Annotated in this window: 14 protein-coding genes, 1 tRNA gene and 1 pseudogene; 11 read left to right on the forward strand and 5 right to left on the reverse strand. The window is 71.4% G+C overall.

Features of this window, described 5'->3' with window-relative positions; genetic code table 11:
- Positions 1-50 precede the first annotated feature (50 nt).
- The 5 genes and pseudogenes from ACZK39_RS10590 to ACZK39_RS10610 form a co-directional block, all read right to left on the reverse strand.
- A tRNA-Arg gene (locus ACZK39_RS10590) sits at positions 51-126 on the reverse strand.
- A 168-nt stretch (positions 127-294) separates the two neighbouring features.
- Positions 295-522 carry a type II toxin-antitoxin system RelE family toxin gene (locus ACZK39_RS10595; RefSeq protein ID WP_463613297.1) on the reverse strand — a complete coding sequence of 76 codons (228 nt, stop codon included), beginning with the start codon at positions 520-522 and terminating at the stop codon, positions 295-297.
- On the reverse strand, positions 519-782 hold the full coding sequence (locus ACZK39_RS10600; RefSeq protein ID WP_220489031.1) for a type II toxin-antitoxin system Phd/YefM family antitoxin: 264 nt from the start codon (positions 780-782) through the stop codon (positions 519-521). The genes ACZK39_RS10595 and ACZK39_RS10600 overlap by 4 nt, the downstream gene beginning before the upstream one ends.
- Before the next feature lie 131 nt (positions 783-913).
- Positions 914-1,261: a type II toxin-antitoxin system HicB family antitoxin gene (locus tag ACZK39_RS10605; RefSeq protein ID WP_463613298.1), complete on the reverse strand. Its 348-nt coding sequence runs from the start codon at positions 1,259-1,261 to the stop codon at positions 914-916.
- Positions 1,261-1,477, reverse strand: a pseudogene (locus ACZK39_RS10610) (toxin HicA). The gene ACZK39_RS10605 and the pseudogene ACZK39_RS10610 overlap by 1 nt, the downstream one beginning before the upstream one ends.
- Before the next feature lie 507 nt (positions 1,478-1,984).
- On the opposite strand from ACZK39_RS10610, the gene ACZK39_RS10615 reads away from it, so the two are divergent.
- The 11 genes from ACZK39_RS10615 (at position 1,985) to ACZK39_RS10665 (ending at position 16,372) form a co-directional block, all read left to right on the forward strand.
- A complete protein-coding gene (locus tag ACZK39_RS10615) occupies positions 1,985-3,400 on the forward strand; it encodes an MFS transporter (RefSeq protein WP_459054943.1) in 1,416 nt (471 codons plus the stop codon).
- A gap of 3 nt (positions 3,401-3,403) precedes the next feature.
- Positions 3,404-5,503 (forward strand): molybdopterin oxidoreductase family protein, encoded by a 2,100-nt coding sequence (locus ACZK39_RS10620; protein WP_463613299.1) that lies wholly within the window; start codon positions 3,404-3,406, stop codon positions 5,501-5,503.
- Positions 5,500-6,984, forward strand: a complete 1,485-nt coding sequence (locus ACZK39_RS10625; protein WP_463613300.1) for an FAD-dependent oxidoreductase — start codon at positions 5,500-5,502, stop codon at positions 6,982-6,984. Before ACZK39_RS10620 ends, ACZK39_RS10625 begins: the two co-directional genes overlap by 4 nt.
- 106 nt (positions 6,985-7,090) lie before the next feature.
- Complete coding sequence (gene nirB, locus ACZK39_RS10630) at positions 7,091-9,691, forward strand: nitrite reductase large subunit NirB (RefSeq protein ID WP_463613301.1); 2,601 nt, start codon at positions 7,091-7,093, stop codon at positions 9,689-9,691.
- The gene (gene nirD, locus ACZK39_RS10635) at positions 9,688-10,083 is read left to right on the forward strand and encodes a nitrite reductase small subunit NirD (RefSeq protein ID WP_463613302.1); all 396 of its coding nucleotides are present in this window, start codon (positions 9,688-9,690) and stop codon (positions 10,081-10,083) included. The genes nirB and nirD overlap by 4 nt, the downstream gene beginning before the upstream one ends.
- Entirely contained in the window at positions 10,084-11,229 is a 1,146-nt protein-coding gene (locus tag ACZK39_RS10640; RefSeq protein WP_463613303.1) for a uroporphyrinogen-III synthase, read from the forward strand.
- Positions 11,226-11,912 carry a sirohydrochlorin chelatase gene (locus ACZK39_RS10645; RefSeq protein WP_463613304.1) on the forward strand — a complete coding sequence of 229 codons (687 nt, stop codon included), beginning with the start codon at positions 11,226-11,228 and terminating at the stop codon, positions 11,910-11,912. Before ACZK39_RS10640 ends, ACZK39_RS10645 begins: the two co-directional genes overlap by 4 nt.
- A 66-nt stretch (positions 11,913-11,978) precedes the next feature.
- The gene (locus ACZK39_RS10650) at positions 11,979-12,260 is read left to right on the forward strand and encodes a DUF2249 domain-containing protein (protein ID WP_182781753.1); all 282 of its coding nucleotides are present in this window, start codon (positions 11,979-11,981) and stop codon (positions 12,258-12,260) included.
- A gap of 47 nt (positions 12,261-12,307) precedes the next feature.
- The gene (locus ACZK39_RS10655; protein WP_463613305.1) at positions 12,308-12,718 is read left to right on the forward strand and encodes a hemerythrin domain-containing protein; all 411 of its coding nucleotides are present in this window, start codon (positions 12,308-12,310) and stop codon (positions 12,716-12,718) included.
- A complete protein-coding gene (locus ACZK39_RS10660) occupies positions 12,678-13,781 on the forward strand; it encodes a DUF8744 domain-containing protein (RefSeq protein WP_463613306.1) in 1,104 nt (367 codons plus the stop codon). Before ACZK39_RS10655 ends, ACZK39_RS10660 begins: the two co-directional genes overlap by 41 nt.
- On the forward strand, positions 13,778-16,372 hold the full coding sequence (locus ACZK39_RS10665; protein WP_463613307.1) for a multicopper oxidase domain-containing protein: 2,595 nt from the start codon (positions 13,778-13,780) through the stop codon (positions 16,370-16,372). The genes ACZK39_RS10660 and ACZK39_RS10665 overlap by 4 nt, the downstream gene beginning before the upstream one ends.
- Positions 16,373-16,439 lie beyond the last annotated feature (67 nt).

A 16,439-nucleotide genomic window follows, 5' to 3' on the forward strand; every position in this document is an offset into this window, starting at 1 on the left:
GCGCCACCGGCTGCGTCGAAACCGACCCGCACACGGGACGGGGATGATGCTGGCGACCCCGGGAAGATTCGAACTTCCGACACAAGGTTTAGGAAACCTCTGCTCTATCCCCTGAGCTACGGGGCCACGCGACCCCTGAGGCGGAGTCAACCCGGACAGGATACCGGGCTTCTTCTATACCGCAGAACCGGGACATCCCCTTCTGGTGGCGAGGAGCGAACACGACATCCGTCCCCCATGCATGCCTCGCAGATTGAGCCGATCCTGCTGCCGCGTCCCGCGGATGCACTCTTGCTAGCCCGCCAGGACGAGCAGCACGTTGTCGTGGATCTCGTAGACGATCCTGTAGTCGCCGGTCCGGACACGCCACTCACCGTCGCCGCCAACCAGCTTCTTGGCACCGCTCGGGCGCGGTTCGCCCGCCAGCAACTCGATCGCCGCCTGGACCCGCCGCTGGGCGACCCGGTCCAGCTTGCGTAGCTGTCGGACCGCAGCGGGCGCGACCTCGATCCGGTAGCTCATGCCAGGCCGAGGTCGGCCTTGACCTGCTCCCAGGGGATCGCCGACTCACCATCGGCCATCTCGGTACGTGCCACACGGCCAGCCTCGAGATCGGCCAGGTCTTCCGCGGCCGCAATCAACCGGTCCAGGTCGTCGGCGTCGATGACGGCTGCCACCCGCTGGCCCCGACGGGTCAGGTACACCGGGTCGTGCCCCACGCGGGCCGCGTCCACGACATCAGCGAGGCGGGCCCGGGCGTCGCTCACAGTCATCTCAGTCATGCCACCCATGATAGCCGCTGGAACGGCTGAAACGTACAACTCAGCGCCCGCGGTTGCTGTGCGCCGAAAGCGCGACTCTCGGCAGGATCGAACGCGCTGGCTGCGGCAATTGCGGATGTTCCAGAGGTGGCTCAGGAGGCCTCTGAGAGGCGTTGCACGACGTACTGGTTGAGGCTGAGGTGCTCTTCGGCAGCTTGGATCGCGAGGCGGCGGTGCAGGCTTTCACCGACACGGAGGTTGAACTTGCCCGAGTAGGTCCGCTCCGACAGCGGTTCGGGGACGGCCTCACCCTCTGCCAAGAGGTCGGCCACGGTGTCGGCGACCAGGTCAACCAGCCCCTGGAGGGCAGCCGGCTGGGAGTCGGCGAGCCACGACAGCGAGGGGAACTCGGCGCAGGTGGCGACGAACTCGTCGTCTTCGACCGACCACGTCACGCGGTAGGTATAACGGGACACGTCGGCCGTTTCGGTGTGGGACATCACTTCGCCTCCTTCTTGTCGATCGCGGCCAGCACCTGCCGCACCTGGTACGGCTTGGCCTGGCCATTGCTGTTGGAGGATATTCACCCGGGGATCACCGGGCCAAGGGGTCTTGAACACCGCGTGTGATCCGCCGGTTCTGCGGGGCGGACCGAAGTAGTGCTCGCAGACCTGGTGGAGGTCGTCGAAGCGCACGTTCCGTGGATTCTTACGCATCGCTGCCACGAGCTTGTCCACGGTCGCCACAGAGATATGGTACCGCGGGCAGTACCACCGTCAAGCCTACATCGGTCGATCTTCGCCATCCAGATCACACCAGGAGCGGCAGGTCCGTGCGCTCAGCCCGGGTGCTCCGTCAAGGCCGGAGGGGGATCCCGGTCGAACCCACCCCTCCTGCGAGGAAAAGACGGTCCCACTGTTTGTGTGTCTGCAACTTCCTATCCATAGAGCGGCATCTGCGCATATATGCAGAAGCCGCTCTATGGATCGCAAGTTGCAGACCCCTCGTCGATATCGACGACGACACCATTAGGGTCGCCTGACGCGGGCTCTCGGCCTGATCGGCCCCGCGTTCTCCTCACGCTCGGCGGGGAATCCGCGTGAGGAAGAGGTCACAGGCCCGTTACCGGGCGGCTCATCGCCCGTCACATCCTCTACGTAGTTTCTGTGGGGAGCAGCGTCGCTCAGGTATCCCGTGACCGAGAAAGAGCCGAAGGAGCGACCATGACTACCACCCAGACACATCCGTCGAACGAGCCGGAGGGGATCGTCGACGACACCCTGACGGCTGACCAGGTCGCCGCCCGGGCGCTTCCCGCCGCTGGAGGCCTCACGCACCGTCCCGGCCGCTGGATCGACGGCTGGGACCCCGAGAACCCGGAACAGTGGGGGAGTGTGGGCCGGCCCATCGCGCGCCGCAACCTCACGCTGTCGATCTTCGCCGAGTTTCTCGGCTTCGCCGTCTGGGCGCTGTGGAGCATCGTCGTCCCGCAGCTCAACGGCGTGGGCTTCAACCTCAGCATCAACGAAATGTTCTGGCTGGTCTCGACGCCGGCCCTTGTCGGCGCCACGCTCCGCCTTCCCTACACGTTCGCCGTGCCCCGCTTCGGCGGCCGCAACTGGACCGTGGTCTCCGCCCTGCTGCTCCTCCTCCCGGCTGGGGCGCTGGCGTGGGCCGTCAACCACCCCGAGCTGCCATTCATGGCGCTGATGGGGATCGCGGCCCTCGCGGGATTCGGCGGCGGCAACTTCGCCTCGTCGATGGCCAACATCTCCTTCTTCTTCCCCGCCAAGGAGAAGGGCGCCGCCCTCGGCCTCAACGCCGCCGGTGGAAACCTCGGCACCGCCGCCGTGCAGCTCGCGGTCCCGATCGTCATCACCATCGGGGCCGGGGTCAGCCTGGACCGGGCAGGCTTGATGTTTATCCCGCTCGCACTCCTGGCGGCAGTGCTGGCCTGGCGCGGGATGGACAACCTGTCCAACGCCAAGTCCGACCCACGCGCCTACGCGGCCGCGCTGCGCAACCCGCACACCTGGATCCTGTCGTTCATCTACATCGGCACCTTCGGCTCGTTCATCGGCTACTCCGCCACCTTCCCGACGCTGCTGAAGAACCTCTTCCCGGCGGTGACCCTCTCGCTCGCCTTCATGGGCGCGCTGGTGGGCTCGGTCTCGCGCCCCTTCGGCGGATTCCTCGCAGACCGGGTGGGCGGCGCCCTGGTGACCTGCGCATCCTTCGTCGCGATGGCGGTGGGGGCGGTCGGTGCGATCATCGGGCTTCGGCTCGAATCGTTCGAGATCTTCTTCATCTCCTTCCTCTGGCTGTTCGTCTTCACCGGCATCGGAAACGGCTCCGTCTACCGGATGATCCCGGCGGTCTTCGCCGGCACCGTCCGCGACAGCGGCACCGGATCCTTGATGGCGGCGGGCCGCGCGGCCGCCGGCTGCATCGGCATCGCCGGCGCGATCGGCGCCTTCGGCGGCTTCCTCATCCCGCAGGGATTCGCCCTCTCCAGGACCCTGACCGGGGACCTGCAGGCGGCCCTCTGGACCATGGTGGGCGCCTACCTCCTCATGCTGGGTGTCACCTGGTTCACCTACCTGCGCCGCGGCTCACGCATGGCCGCGCTGAAGGTCTGACCCATGGCCGCCACCCACTGCCCCTACTGCGCGCTCCAGTGCGCGATGAACGTGGCGCCGTCAGACCCGGGGGTGACCCCGACGGTGACCCCGCTGGAGTTCCCCACCAACCGGGGCCGGCTCTGCCAGAAGGGGTGGACGTCCGCCGAGGTGCTGACCACGCGGGACCGCCTCACCAGCCCGCTGGTGCGGCGCGACGGTGAGCTGGTGCCCACGGACTGGGACACCGCGCTGACGCTGGTCGCCGACACGCTGATCCGCCTACGGGTGGAGCACGGGCCGGAGTCGGTGGCGGTGTTCGGGGGCGGCGGGCTCACCAACGAGAAGGCCTACCATCTCGGCAAGTTCGCCCGGGTGGCGCTGCAGACGCCCAACATCGATTACAACGGCAGGTTCTGCATGTCGTCGGCCGCGGCCGGCGGCCGGAGGGCCTTCGGGCTCGACAGAGGGCTGCCCTTCCCGCTCACCGATCTCGACGGCGCCGGCGCGATCCTCCTGGTGGGGTCCAACCCCGCCGAGACGATGCCTCCGTTCTGCACCCACCTGTCTGGGGCGCAGGAGGCGGGCGGGCTGATCGTCGTCGACCCCCGCCGCACGCCGACGGCGGCCCTCACCGGCGACGGCCGGGGCCTGCATCTCAGCCCGCTGCCCGGCACCGACCTCGTGCTGCTGCTGGGCCTCACCCAGATCCTGTGGAGCGAGGGACTCGTCGACCTGGGCTATCTGGAGGAGCGGGTCAACGGCGTCGACGAGCTGCGCGCCAGCCTGGCCGCGTGGTGGCCGGAGCGCGTGGAGCGCGTCACGGGGGTGCCGGTGACGCAGCTGCGCGCCGCCGCCAGGATGCTGGCCGAGGCGAGCCCGGCCCGGGGTGGTAGGGGGGCCTACGTCCTCACCGGCCGCGGTGCCGAGCAGCACGCCCACGGCACCGACACCGTCACCGCCGCCGTGAACCTCGCCCTCTGCCTGGGGCTCCCCGGGAGGGTGGGCTCCGGCTACGGCTGCCTCACTGGCCAGGGCAACGGCCAGGGCGGCCGCGAGCACGGGCTCAAGGCGGACCAGCTGCCCGGCTACCGCTCGATCAGCGATCCCGCGGCCCGCGCGCACGTCGCGGCAGTCTGGGGCGTGGACCCTGACTCCCTGCCCGGCCCCGGGAAGCCGGCGGTCGCGCTGTTCGAGTCCCTGGCGACCCCCGGCGGCCCGCGCGCCATGCTCATCCACGGCGCCAACCCCGTCGTCAGCCTGCCCGACGTGCTGCGCCTCACTGAGCGGTTGGGCGACCTCGACCTGCTGGTGGTCAGTGACTTCGTGCTCTCTGAGACCGCGGCCCTGGCCGACGTGGTGCTGCCCGTCACGCAGTGGGCGGAGGAGACCGGCACCATGACCAACCTCGAGGGTCGGCTGCTGCTGCGCGCCCGGGCCGCGCTGCCCCCCGTCGGCGTCCGCACCGAGCTGGAGGTCTGGAGCGAGCTGGCCGAGCGCCTCGGCAGCCCCGTCGAGTTCAGCGCCGACCCCGCCGTCGTGTTCGAGGAGCTGACCCGCGCCAGCGCCGGCGGCGTGGCCGACTACGCCGGATTCAGCCACCAGCGGCTCCGCGACGGCGACGCGCTCTACTGGCCGTGCCCCGCCCCTGACCACCCCGGCACGCCGCGGGTGTTCCTCGACCGCTTCGAGACCCCGGACGGGCGCGCAGTCCTCCACCCCGTCGACCAGACCCCGCCTGACGACGAGCTCACCCCGGAGCTGCCGCTGTACCTCGTGACCGGCCGGGTCCTGCAGCACTACCAGTCCGGCGCCCAGACGCGGCGCGTCCCGGCCCTCAACAGCGTGGAGCCCGAGGCCTATATCGAGCTGCACCCTCTCCTCGCGCAGAGGTTGGGTGTCGCGGCGGGTGACCGGGTGGCGGTGCATTCGCGTCGAGGCAGCTGCGAGGCGGTGGCCAGGCTCACCGAGGGCATCCGCCACGACACGGTCTTCATGCCCTTCCACTACCCGGACGCCGGCGCGGTCAACCGGGTCACCAATGCCGCCACCGACCCCATCTCGGGCATGCCCGAGCTGAAGGTCGCGGCCGTGCGGCTGACCCGGATCGGAGCTGCGTCATGAGTCACCGGATCGTCGTCGTGGGCAACGGCATGGTGGGGCACCGCTTCCTCGCCGACCTGGCCTCCCACCGCCTCGACGACGTCGAGGTCACCGTCCTGGGCGAGGAGGGGCACGCCGCCTACAACCGGATCCTCCTACCCGATGTCATCCTCGGCCGGGCGGACCTGCCGGGGCTCACGCTGCCCGAGAGCCGTGGCGTGCGGATGCTGCGCGCCCGCAAGGCCACCGGGATCGACCGCCGCAACCGCACGGTCGTCGACGCTACGGGGGAGGAACACCCCTTCGACACACTCGTGCTGGCCACCGGGGCCGATCCGGTGTTCCCCACCGTCGACGGCGTGGTCCGCGCCGACGGCACCCCCATGCCCGGCGTGGCCGCGCTACGCACCTGGGACGACGCGGACCGGGTCCGCTCGGCCGCGGCCGCCGGCGCCAGGGTCGTGGTCATGGGGGGAGGGGTCCTCGGTATCGAGGCCGCCGTCGCGCTCGCCGAGGCCGGCAGCGACGCCACCATCGTGCACCGCGGCTCGGCCCCGCTGGACCGCCAGTTCGACCCCGCCAGCGGCGCCGTCGTCCGCGCCGGGCTGACCGACCGCGGGATCACAACGCTGGTCGACGTGCGCGTCGCCGGGGTTGAGCGCCGCCGCGACGGCGCCCTCACCTCCGTCAGGTTGACCAGCGGCAAGCACATCCCCGCCGACCTCCTGCTCGTCGCCATCGGGGTCCGGCCCCGCACCCGCCTGGCGGAGGCGGCCGACCTGTGGGTGCGCAACGGCATCCTGGTCAGCGACACGTGCCGCACCGACGACCCGGCCATCTACGCCATCGGCGACTGCGCCCGCACCCCCCGCGGCTGCCCGGGGCTGGTCGGCCCCGGCTGGGAGCAGGCGCGCGTCCTCGCGCACCACCTGGCCGAGAAGATCAGCGGCCGGTCCGGACCCCGCCCAGTGCTCGGCGCCGACTCCGGCGTGTTCCGGGTCAAGGCCGAGGGCCTCGAGGCGGTCACCATGGGCGAGTTCCCGGCCGACGAGTACGCGCCCGGCGCGCCGCGGGTGCTCTCCCTCACCGACCCTGTGGGCCGCCGCCGGGTGCGGGTCGCCGTCGCCGACGGACTGCTGGTGGGCGCCACCTGCGTCGGCGATCCCCAGGTCGCGGCCGACCTGACGGTGGCGTTCGACTCACGGACGCCTGTCCCCGACGACCCGGCCGCCCTGCTGGCCCGCCCGCTCGCCGGCGCTGCTCCCGCGACCTCAGTGGCGGACCTGCCCGATGCCGCGATCGTGTGCCGCTGCAACGCTGTGACCAAGGCGGCCATCACCGACGCCGTCAGGGCCGGTGCAGACACGCCCGAGGCCGTCGCGACGGCGACCCGCGCCTCCACCGGTTGCGGCAGCTGCACCTCGGACGTCTGCAGCCTGGTCGCCGCTCTCTGCGCAGCCGGCAGCCCGCGAACCTCACTCGAGCGGGTCACCGTCGCGTGAGTGGCTTGTTGCACAGCCGAAACGTGAATGATCCAGCCCCGGAAACTGCGCCGCCTAGCGTCGTAGATACCGAGGAGCCCAACCGACAAGACCCCTGGAGGCCGATATGAGCAAGCTGTGTGTGGTGGTCGGGGGTGGCATGGTCGCCCACCGATTCGTCGAGGCGCTGCGTTCGCGCGACGAGGCCGGCGAGTGGCGCGTGACCGTGCTGGCCGAGGAGCCTCGCCCGCCCTACGACCGGGTGGCCCTGACCAGCTACTTCGAGAACCGCGACCCCGAGCTGCTCAACCTCGGCGAGGCGCACCTCTGGCAGGACCCGAACGTCAAGCTGCGCCGCGGCGCCAAGGTGGTCTCCGTGGACCCGGCGGCGCACACCGTCATCACCGAGAACGGCATGTCGCACGCCTACGACTCCCTGGTGCTGGCCACCGGCTCCTACGCGTTCATGCCGCCGGTGCCCGGCCGCGAGCTGCCCGGTTGTTTCGTGTACCGCACCATCGACGACGTGGCGGCCCTGCGCGGCTACGTCGAGACCCTGCAGGAGCGCAACCCGAAGCGTCGCGTCAGGGGTGCCGTCATCGGCGGTGGCCTGTTGGGCCTCGAGGCCGCCGGCGCGCTGAAGAAGCTCGGCGCCGACACCACGGTGGTCGAGTTCGCGCCCAGGCTGATGCCCCTCCAGGTGGACGAGGGCGGCGGCGAGTCGCTCAAGCGCCTCATCGAGGCCATGGACGTCGACGTCCGCGTCGGCACCGCCACCTCGGCCATCAAGGGCCGGATCGCCGTGGAGAAGATGGTCTTCAACGACGGCTCCTCCATCGACGTGGACGTGGTGATCTTCGCCACCGGCGTCCGCCCCCGCGACGAGCTCGCCCGCGAGGCAGGCCTCGAGGTGGGGGAGCGCGGCGGCATCGTCGTCGACGACTCCTGCCGCACCGCGGACCCCGACATCTACGCCATCGGCGAGGTGGCCTGCATCCAGGGCCGCGTCTGGGGCCTCGTCGGCCCGGGCTACACCATGGCCGAGGTGGCGGTGGACCAGATGCTCGGCCGCTCCGGCACCTTCACCGGCGGCGACCTCTCCACCAAGCTGAAGCTCCTCGGAGTCGACGTGGCCAGCTTCGGCGACGCCTTCGGCACCACCGACGGCACCCTGTCCGTGGTCTACACCGACCCGATCGCCGGCGTCTACAAGAAGCTCGTCCTCTCCGACGACGCCCGCACCCTGCTCGGCGGCATCCTGGTGGGCGACGCCTCGGCCTACGCCGGCCTCCGGCCCCTGCTGGGCCGGCCGCTCGGCGTCGACCCCGCCGCGTACCTGGTGCCCGCCGGCGCGGAGGGCGCCCCCGTCCAGGGCGAGCTGCCCGACGACGCCCCCGTCTGCTCCTGCAACAACGTGACCGCCGGCGCCATCCGCTGCTCGGTCACCGAGGGCGGCTGCACCGACCTCGCCGGTGTCAAGGCGTGCACCAAGGCCGGCACCAGCTGCGGCTCCTGCCTGCCGCTGGTGCGCAAGCTGATGGTGGCCGAGCTCGAGAAGTCCGGGACGGTGGTGAGCAACGCCCTGTGCGAGCACTTCGAGCTCTCGCGGGCCCAGCTGTTCGACGTCGTCCGGATCACCGGCCTCACCACCTTCTCCGAGATCATCGGCCGGCACGGCCGCGGCCGCGGCTGCGACATCTGTAAGCCCGTCGTCGCCTCGATCCTGGCCAGCCTCGGCAACGGGCACATCCTGGCCGGTGAGCAGGCGGCGATCCAGGACACCAACGACCACGTGCTGGCCAACATCCAGAAGGACGGCACCTACTCCGTGGTGCCCCGCGTGCCAGGCGGCGAGATCACCCCGGACGGGCTCATCGTGATCGGTCAGATCGCCCGCGACTTCGGGCTGTACACCAAGATCACCGGCGGTCAGCGCATCGACATGTTCGGCGCACGGATCGACCAGCTGCCCGACATCTGGCGGCGCCTCGTCGACGCCGGGTTCGAGTCGGGCCACGCCTACGGGAAGTCTCTGCGCACCGTGAAGTCCTGCGTGGGGTCCACCTGGTGCCGCTACGGCGTCCAGGACTCCGTCGGCCTCGCGATCGACCTGGAGCTGCGCTACCGCGGCCTCCGTTCGCCGCACAAGCTCAAGCTCGGCGTCTCCGGCTGCGCGCGCGAATGCGCCGAGGCCCGCGGCAAGGACGTCGGCATCATCGCGACGGACAAGGGCTGGAACGTCTACGTGGGCGGCAACGGCGGCTTCACCCCCCGACACGCCGTACTCCTGGCGGAGGACCTCACCACCGAGGAGCTCGTGCGCACCATCGACCGCTTCCTCATGTACTACGTGAGGACGGCGGACCGGCTGCAGCGCACCGCCGTGTGGCTGGAGTCGATCGAGGGCGGCCTGGACCACGTGCGCACGGTCATCATGGAGGACTCCCTCGGCATCGCCGCGGACCTCGATGCCGCCATGGCCGGCCACGTCGACGGCTACCGCGACGAATGGCGCGACGTGCTCGAGGACCCGGTCAAGCTGGCCCGGTTCGCGGGCTTCGTCAACGCGGCCGACTCCGTCGACGACAACCTCCAGTACGTGGGGGAGCGCGGACAGGTCCGGCCCGCCACGGACGCGGACCGCACCTCCGGCGTCGAGCTGGTCGATTCCGAGCGGCGGCCGGTCCTGGTCGCCGGACCCACCATCCCCATCGGAGGAGCACGATGATCACCACCACCGAACCTGTCTGCCGCCTCGACGACCTGCTGCCGGAGAGACCTGTCGCCGCCCTGATCGACGGCCGGCAGGTGGCCATCGTCAGGCTCCACGACGACCGCGTCGTCGCCGTCGGCATGTGGGACCCCTTCGCCCGCGCCAACGTGATGGCCCGTGGACTGGTGGGCTCGTCCCTGGTGGACGGGGAGGACGTGCCCGTACTCTTCTCTCCCATGTACAAGCAGGCGTTCGACCTCCGCACGGGCGTGTGCCTGTCGGACCCTGCGAAGGCGCTCGGCACGTGGGCGGTGGCGGTGTTCGACGGCCGGGTGTTCGTCGGTTCGCAGGTCACCGAGGAGGCCCCGCTCCGCCGGCCCGCTGAGGGCCTGGCCAGGGCGGGCTGAATGGACGCGACGGTGACCGCCATCGGTTCCACCGCGGCAGCCGGCGCGCACTCGCTCGCCGGCTGCCGCGTCGTGCTGACGGCGAAACGACGCGCCTCCGAACTTGCCTCGGCGCTGGAGCGCCGCGGTGTCGAGATCATCCGGGCCCCCATCCTCTCGATCGTGCCCCACGCAGACGACGAGCAGCTCATCGCGCAGACCAGGGCGCTCATCGCCGATCCCCCTGATGCGGTGGTGGCCACCACGGGCGTGGGGTTCCGCGGCTGGATGGAGGCCGCGGATGCCGCAGGGTGTGCCGACGAGCTGCTGGCGGTGCTGCGGGGAGCCCGGATCATCGCCCGCGGGCCGAAGGCCCAGGGCGCGGTCCACGGCGCGGGCCTGACTGCCGACTGGGTGGCGGACTCGGAGACGGCCGCCGAGATCAAGGAACTCTTCGAGACCGAGGGCGTCGCGGGCCTGCACGTGGCCGTGCAGCACCACGGCGCGGGCAGCGACGGCATCGACGAGCTCCTCGTCGAGTTGGGGGCCCGCGTCACCTCGCTGGTCGTGTACCGGTGGGGGCCCTCTCCGGACCCCGAGGCCGTGAGTCGGGCCGTCGCCCTCGTGGCCGCAGCCGAGGTCGACGCGGTGGCCTTCACGTCGGCGCACGGCGTGCTGGAGTTCATCGCCGCGTGCGAGCGGGAGGGCTTGCGGGACGCCGCGATCGAGGCGATGGCGGGGCCCGTTCTCCCCGCGACCGTGGGGCCTGTCACCGCGGCCCCCCTCGTCGAGCTCGGCCTCACTCCGCTGATCCCGGACCGGTTCCGGCTGGGCGCACTGGTGCGGGAACTCACCGCGGCGCTGTCGGCCCGCGGCGTGGCGGAGGTGGCCACCCCGGCGGGCGTGCTGTGGCTCCGGCGGTCCGCGGCGAGCCTGGGCGGGCGCGCGCTGCCGCTCAGCCAGGTGCAGTTCGCGGTGCTCCGCTCACTGGTGGAGGCGAACGGGGGAGTGGTGTCGCGGGAGGAGATCCTGGCCGTGCTGCCCGGCAGCTCCAACGACCCGCACGCCGCCGAGGTCGCGGTCGCGCGGCTGCGTGACAGTATGGGGGATCGCTCGCTCGTGCGCACCGTGCCGCGGCGGGGTTACCGGTTGGAGGTGAGCGCATGAGACCGGCGCTCGTGGTCTGTGCTCACGGCACCGACGACCCGGACGGCCAGGCCGCCGTGCTGGCCATCGCGGACGCGACGGCGACAAGGCTGCCGGAGGTCACCGTCGAGGTGGCCTACGTGGACGTGCAGGAACCGAAGCTCGATGTCGTGGTGGACCGCCTCGTCGCGGCGGGTCACCGCGTGGTGGTGGTGCCCGTACTGCTCACGCTCGGCTTCCACACGGAGGTGGACGTGGCCGAGGCGATCGCCGGCCACCCTGGGCGGGTGGTGTCCACGGGCCCGCTGGGGCCGGATCCGCGGCTGGAGGACGCTCTCGTGGAACGGCTCCGCGAGGCCGGCGCCCCCGAGGGGTCGGCGGTGGTGGTGGCCGTGGCCGGTTCGTCGCGCCCGGAGGCGGCGGAGGTGGGTCGCGGTGTGGCGCGCGCCGTGCAGGATCGGTGGGCCGGGCCCGTCACGGTGGGGTTCCTCTCAGCGGCCGAGCCCAGGGTCCCTGAGGCTGTCGCGGAGGCCGGCGGATCTGGCCCAGTTGCTGTGGCGTCCTACCTGATCGGGCCCGGCTTCTTCCAGCGCAGGCTCTCCAGGGCCGGTGGAGACGTGGTCGCCCAACCCCTCGGCGCGCATCCCGGCCTGGTCTCGGTGGTTGTCGACCGTTACCGAGCGGGCGCGGGTCAGCTCGGCTGATCCGTCGGAGTCCATGGGGGCTACCCCGGAGATTAGATACAAGTTTCTTGTAGTAATCTGTGGGGCATGACAGAGATCTCCCTCACCCCCAAGTCAGGCTGCGGTTGCGGCGGTCATGACGAGTCCCTTCCCGAACTCGACGCGCGCATCATCCCGCACGCCGTTCGCCACGCCGCCATTCACGGCGTCGTCGACGGCCTCCAGCCGGGCGCGGCCTTCGTCCTGGTGGCCCCGCATGACCCGGTGCCGCTGCTCCGCCAGATCACAGAGCGCCACGGCGAGTCGATTGCAATCAGCTACGTGCAGGAGGGCCCCGAGGCCTGGAAGCTGAAGCTGGCGCGCCTCTGATGTGCAGCTACTGCGGGTGTGACTCGATCACGGTGATCGGTCGGTTCATGAATGAGCACGTCGAGATCGTCAACGCGTGCGGACAGTTGCGCCGCGCCGTCGTCGACGGTGGAGACGTGCCTGAGCATGCCCGCGCCCTCGCCCTCCTCCTCGGGCCGCACACGCAGTCCGAGGAGGTGGGTCTCTTCACGGTGATGAAGCGCCGCGACGAGTTCGCTGACCACGTCAGCATTCTGTGCGGCGAGCACCGCTCGCTCGACGAACTGCTGGCTGCCATCGCCGCAGGCGACCACTCGCTCATGGACGTCTTCGAGGACGCCCTACGTGACCACATCGACAAGGAAGACAACGGATTGTTCCCGGCCGCTGCCCTCGGGCTCGACGGCGACGAATGGGCCGAGATCGATACCGCCACCCATGAGCACGACCACGCCGCCGGCACCCCGCACCATCACTGACCCAGGGGCGCGCACGCGCCCCCTCCGCGTCGCGCTCATCGCGCTGGCCGGGGTCTCGCTGCTGACGGGCCTCAACGCGGCGTTGCTCCGTCTCGGGATGTGGGCCCCCGTGGATTCCGACCGGCTGGCGGACCTCCACGGCCCCGCCATGACGCTCGGCTTCATGGGCACCCTCATCTCCCTCGAACGGGCCCAGGCACTGCGTTCCCCCCTCGCATACCTGGCGCCCGCCCTGCTGGGTGCGGGGTCGCTGACGTTGATCGCCGGCGCCCCGCCCCTGCTCGGCGAACTGCTGCTGCTCGACGGCGGGCTGGCATTCCTGGCGGTGGCCGTCGCGCTGTGGTTCCGCGCGCCCCTGCCGCTGGTGGCGGCCCAGGCGCTCGGCACGCTCTTCGTCCCGCTGGCCGCGGCCGCGATCCTGCTGGCCGACATCCCGGCCGCCCTTCCGCTGCTTGCCGCCTTCGTGGTGATCACCATCGCCGCGGAGCGCGCCGAATTGGCGCAGCTCACCATGGGCGCCCGTGCGGTGCCCATGCTGCTCGCCCTGGCGACCGTGGTGGCGCTCGGCGCCGCCCTCGCGACCGCCCTCCCCGCCGTCGGCTATCGGGTGCTGGGGTTGGGCTGCCTGCTCGTGGCCGCCTGGCTGATCCGCGACGACGTGGGCCGCCGCATGATCCGCGGCACCGGGTTCCGCCGCTTCAACGCCGCCGCGCTGCTGGCCGGCAACGTGTGGCTCGCCGTGGCGGGCGCCGTGTGGCTCGTGGTTGGGCAGCCGGTCGCTTCGGGCCACTACGATGCCACCATCCACGGCGTGTTCCTCGGCTTCGGGGTGTCCATGATCATGGCGCACGCCCCCACCATCTTCCCTGCCGTCATCGGCCGGCCCCTGCCGTATCGTCGGTCGATGTGGCTCCCGCTCGGGCTGCTTCACGCCGGCATGACCGCGCGGATCCTCGGCGACCTTCTCGCCGTCGGTGACCTGTATCGAACCGGAGGAACCCTGACTGTGATCGCGCTGCTCGTGTTCGCCCTCACCGTGATCGCATCGGCGGTGAGGGGATGAGGCGCCGCCGCGGGCTGCGCGACTTCGCGCTGGTGGTGTGGCTGGCGGCGGCCGTCGTGGTGGCCCTCGCGCATCGCTGGATCCCGGAGTCCACCTGGCTCATGGTGCACCTCGTGGCGCTCGGCGCGCTGACGCACTCGGTGATGGTGTGGAGCGCCCACTTCACCGCGGCGCTGCTGAAGACCCGCGACGACGACGCCACCCGCCGGCTCGCGGACGTACGGCTGGGCGTGCTGGGTGCCGGCTCCCTGCTGGTGTTCCTCGGCGTCCCGACGGCTCAGTGGTGGCTCGCGGTCACCGGCGCCACCGTCGTGTCAGCCGCCGTGCTGTGGCACGGCGCCGTCCTGGTACGGGACCTCAGACGCGCCCTGCCGGGGCGGTTCCGGATCTGCATCCGCTACTACATCGCGGCGGCGGCCTGCCTGCCCGTGGGAGCCGGGTTCGGCGCGACGCTGGCCTGGGGGCTCGACGACCGCTGGCACGCCGCCCTCCTCGTGGCCCACACCATGACCATGCTGCTGGGCTGGATCGGGCTCACGGTGGTGGGCACCTTCGTCACCTTCTGGCCCACGGTGCTGCGCACCCGGATGGACGACCGGTCCGAGCGCCTCGCCAAGCAGGTGCTGCCGGTCCTGCTGGCCGCCATCGCCGTCGTGATCGGGGGCTCCCTCACGGGCCTCCGGCCGGTCTCGGTGGCCGGGCTGGTCCTCTACGCCGCCGCGCTGGGATGGTGGGGGCGCTGCCTCATCGTGCCGTTGAGGAAGCGTCCGCCGCGCGAGTTCGCGGCCGCGTCGATCCTTGCCGGGGCCCTGTGGGCGTGCGTGGCGGTCCTCGCCACCGCCGTCCATGTCGGACGCTCCGACGACATCGAGCTGGCGTCCGGATACCCGATGCTGGCCTCGCTGTGGGTGGTGGGCTTTCTGCTGCAGCTGGTCACCGGCGCTCTGTCCTACTTGTTGCCGTCGGTGATCGGCGGCGGGCCGCGCGTGGTCCGCGCAGGCGCCGCCGAGTTCGACCGGTTCGCCACCGTCCGGCTCGTCGTCATCAACGGCGGGCTGCTCGCCTGGGTGGCGCCACTGCCCAGCTGGGTCAAGGTCACCGTCTCCGTGCTGGTGCTCGCCGCGCTCGTGACATTTCTCCCGCTCATGGTGCGCGGCATCCGCGCGTCCGTGGCGGAGCGACGCCGGGCCGCGGCCGGCGAACCTGCACCCGAGCTGAAGGAACGCCGCAGCGTCTTCACCGGCGACGGACTGGTCGCGGGCGTGGCCGCGCTGGCGATCGCGCTCAGCGTCGGAGTCGGCCTGGATCCGGCGGCGGCAGGCGTGGCCTCGACCACCGCCCCGGCCGCGTCGGTGCCGGCCACGGGCGAGACCGTCCGGGTGAAGGTGGCGGCGCGCGACATGACGTTCGTGCCCGCCAGCGTGGAGGCCCAACCGGGCGACCGCGTGATCGTTGAACTCGTCAACGAGGATCCCACCACCGTGCACGACCTCCTCATCGGAACTCTGCGCACTCCACGGCTCGCGCCGGGGGAGAGCGCCGAGCTCGACCTCGGCATCGTGGGCCGGTCCATCGAGGGCTGGTGCACCGTCGTGGGGCACCGTCAGATGGGCATGACGTTCGACGTGGTGGTGGCCGGTGCGCCCGCCGCAGCCTCCGACACGGAGGCCGATCAGCCGCAGCACGGCCACGCGGCCGGCGACCCGGACGCGACGCTCAGCGCTGTGGTCGACCCCCTGGCCCCGCCGCTGACCGACGAGACCGTCCGCCGCTACGAGTTCCGGGTGACCGAGGTGCCCCTGGAGGTGGCGCCGGGGGTGTGGCAGCGGCGCTGGACCTTCAACGGGGGCAGCGTGGGTCCCACGCTGCGCGGACGGGTGGGTGACACCTTCGAGATCACGCTGATCAACGACGGCTCCATGGGCCACTCGATCGACTTCCACGCCGGCGCCCTGAACCCTGAGGGGCCCATGCGCACGATCGCGCCCGGCGAGCGGCTCGTCTACCGGTTCACGGCCGGGCGCGCCGGCGTCTGGATGTATCACTGCTCGACGATGCCCATGAGCGCGCACATCGCCGCCGGCATGCACGGTGCGGTCATCGTCGAGCCGGAGGGTGGGTTGCCGGAGGTGGACCGCGAGTACGTGGTGGTCCAGTCCGAGGTCTTCGTCGCAGACGACGCCGCCACCGCCGAGGCCGCCACCGAGGTGGACGCGGATGCCGTCTCCGCCGAGCAGCCGGACCGGGTGGCGTTCAACGGCGTGGCCAACCAGTACGACCAGGAGCCCTTCGTGGCGCGGGTGGGGGAGCGGGTGCGTTTCTGGGTGCTGGACGCCGGCCCCAACCGGGCCACCAGCTTCCACATCGTTGGCGGGCAGTTCGACACCGTCTACCGCGAGGGCGGCTACCTGCTGAAGGACGGCGTGGACGCCTTCGGCGGCAGCGGCGGGGGCGCCCAGGCACTGGCGCTGGCGCCGGCCGAGGGCGGGTTCGTGGAGTTGGAGTTCCCGGAACCCGGGCGATACCCCGTCGTCAGCCACGTGATGGTGGACGCCGAGCGCGGGGCGCACGGGATTGTCGCGGTGTCCTGATCGCGAGGGCGCGCCCCGGGCGACCGCTGGCCTAGGATCGGTGTCGAGAACCGCAACGAAGGGAACA

The organism is Tessaracoccus luoxuelianae, from assembly GCF_055326245.1.

What these genes read in the sequence shown, in the direction of transcription:
- ACZK39_RS10595 (WP_463613297.1), bottom strand. Translation starts at nt 522, where the DNA reads ATGAGCTACCGGATCGAGGTCGCGCCCGCTGCGGTCCGACAGCTACGC.
- ACZK39_RS10600 (WP_220489031.1), bottom strand. Translation starts at nt 782, where the DNA reads ATGACTGAGATGACTGTGAGCGACGCCCGGGCCCGCCTCGCTGATGTC.
- ACZK39_RS10605 (WP_463613298.1), bottom strand. Translation starts at nt 1,261, where the DNA reads ATGTCCCACACCGAAACGGCCGACGTGTCCCGTTATACCTACCGCGTG.
- ACZK39_RS10615 (WP_459054943.1), top strand. Translation starts at nt 1,985, where the DNA reads ATGACTACCACCCAGACACATCCGTCGAACGAGCCGGAGGGGATCGTC.
- ACZK39_RS10620 (WP_463613299.1), top strand. Translation starts at nt 3,404, where the DNA reads ATGGCCGCCACCCACTGCCCCTACTGCGCGCTCCAGTGCGCGATGAAC.
- ACZK39_RS10625 (WP_463613300.1), top strand. Translation starts at nt 5,500, where the DNA reads ATGAGTCACCGGATCGTCGTCGTGGGCAACGGCATGGTGGGGCACCGC.
- nirB (WP_463613301.1), top strand. Translation starts at nt 7,091, where the DNA reads ATGAGCAAGCTGTGTGTGGTGGTCGGGGGTGGCATGGTCGCCCACCGA.
- nirD (WP_463613302.1), top strand. Translation starts at nt 9,688, where the DNA reads ATGATCACCACCACCGAACCTGTCTGCCGCCTCGACGACCTGCTGCCG.
- ACZK39_RS10640 (WP_463613303.1), top strand. Translation starts at nt 10,084, where the DNA reads ATGGACGCGACGGTGACCGCCATCGGTTCCACCGCGGCAGCCGGCGCG.
- ACZK39_RS10645 (WP_463613304.1), top strand. Translation starts at nt 11,226, where the DNA reads ATGAGACCGGCGCTCGTGGTCTGTGCTCACGGCACCGACGACCCGGAC.
- ACZK39_RS10650 (WP_182781753.1), top strand. Translation starts at nt 11,979, where the DNA reads ATGACAGAGATCTCCCTCACCCCCAAGTCAGGCTGCGGTTGCGGCGGT.
- ACZK39_RS10655 (WP_463613305.1), top strand. Translation starts at nt 12,308, where the DNA reads ATGAATGAGCACGTCGAGATCGTCAACGCGTGCGGACAGTTGCGCCGC.
- ACZK39_RS10660 (WP_463613306.1), top strand. Translation starts at nt 12,678, where the DNA reads ATGAGCACGACCACGCCGCCGGCACCCCGCACCATCACTGACCCAGGG.
- ACZK39_RS10665 (WP_463613307.1), top strand. Translation starts at nt 13,778, where the DNA reads ATGAGGCGCCGCCGCGGGCTGCGCGACTTCGCGCTGGTGGTGTGGCTG.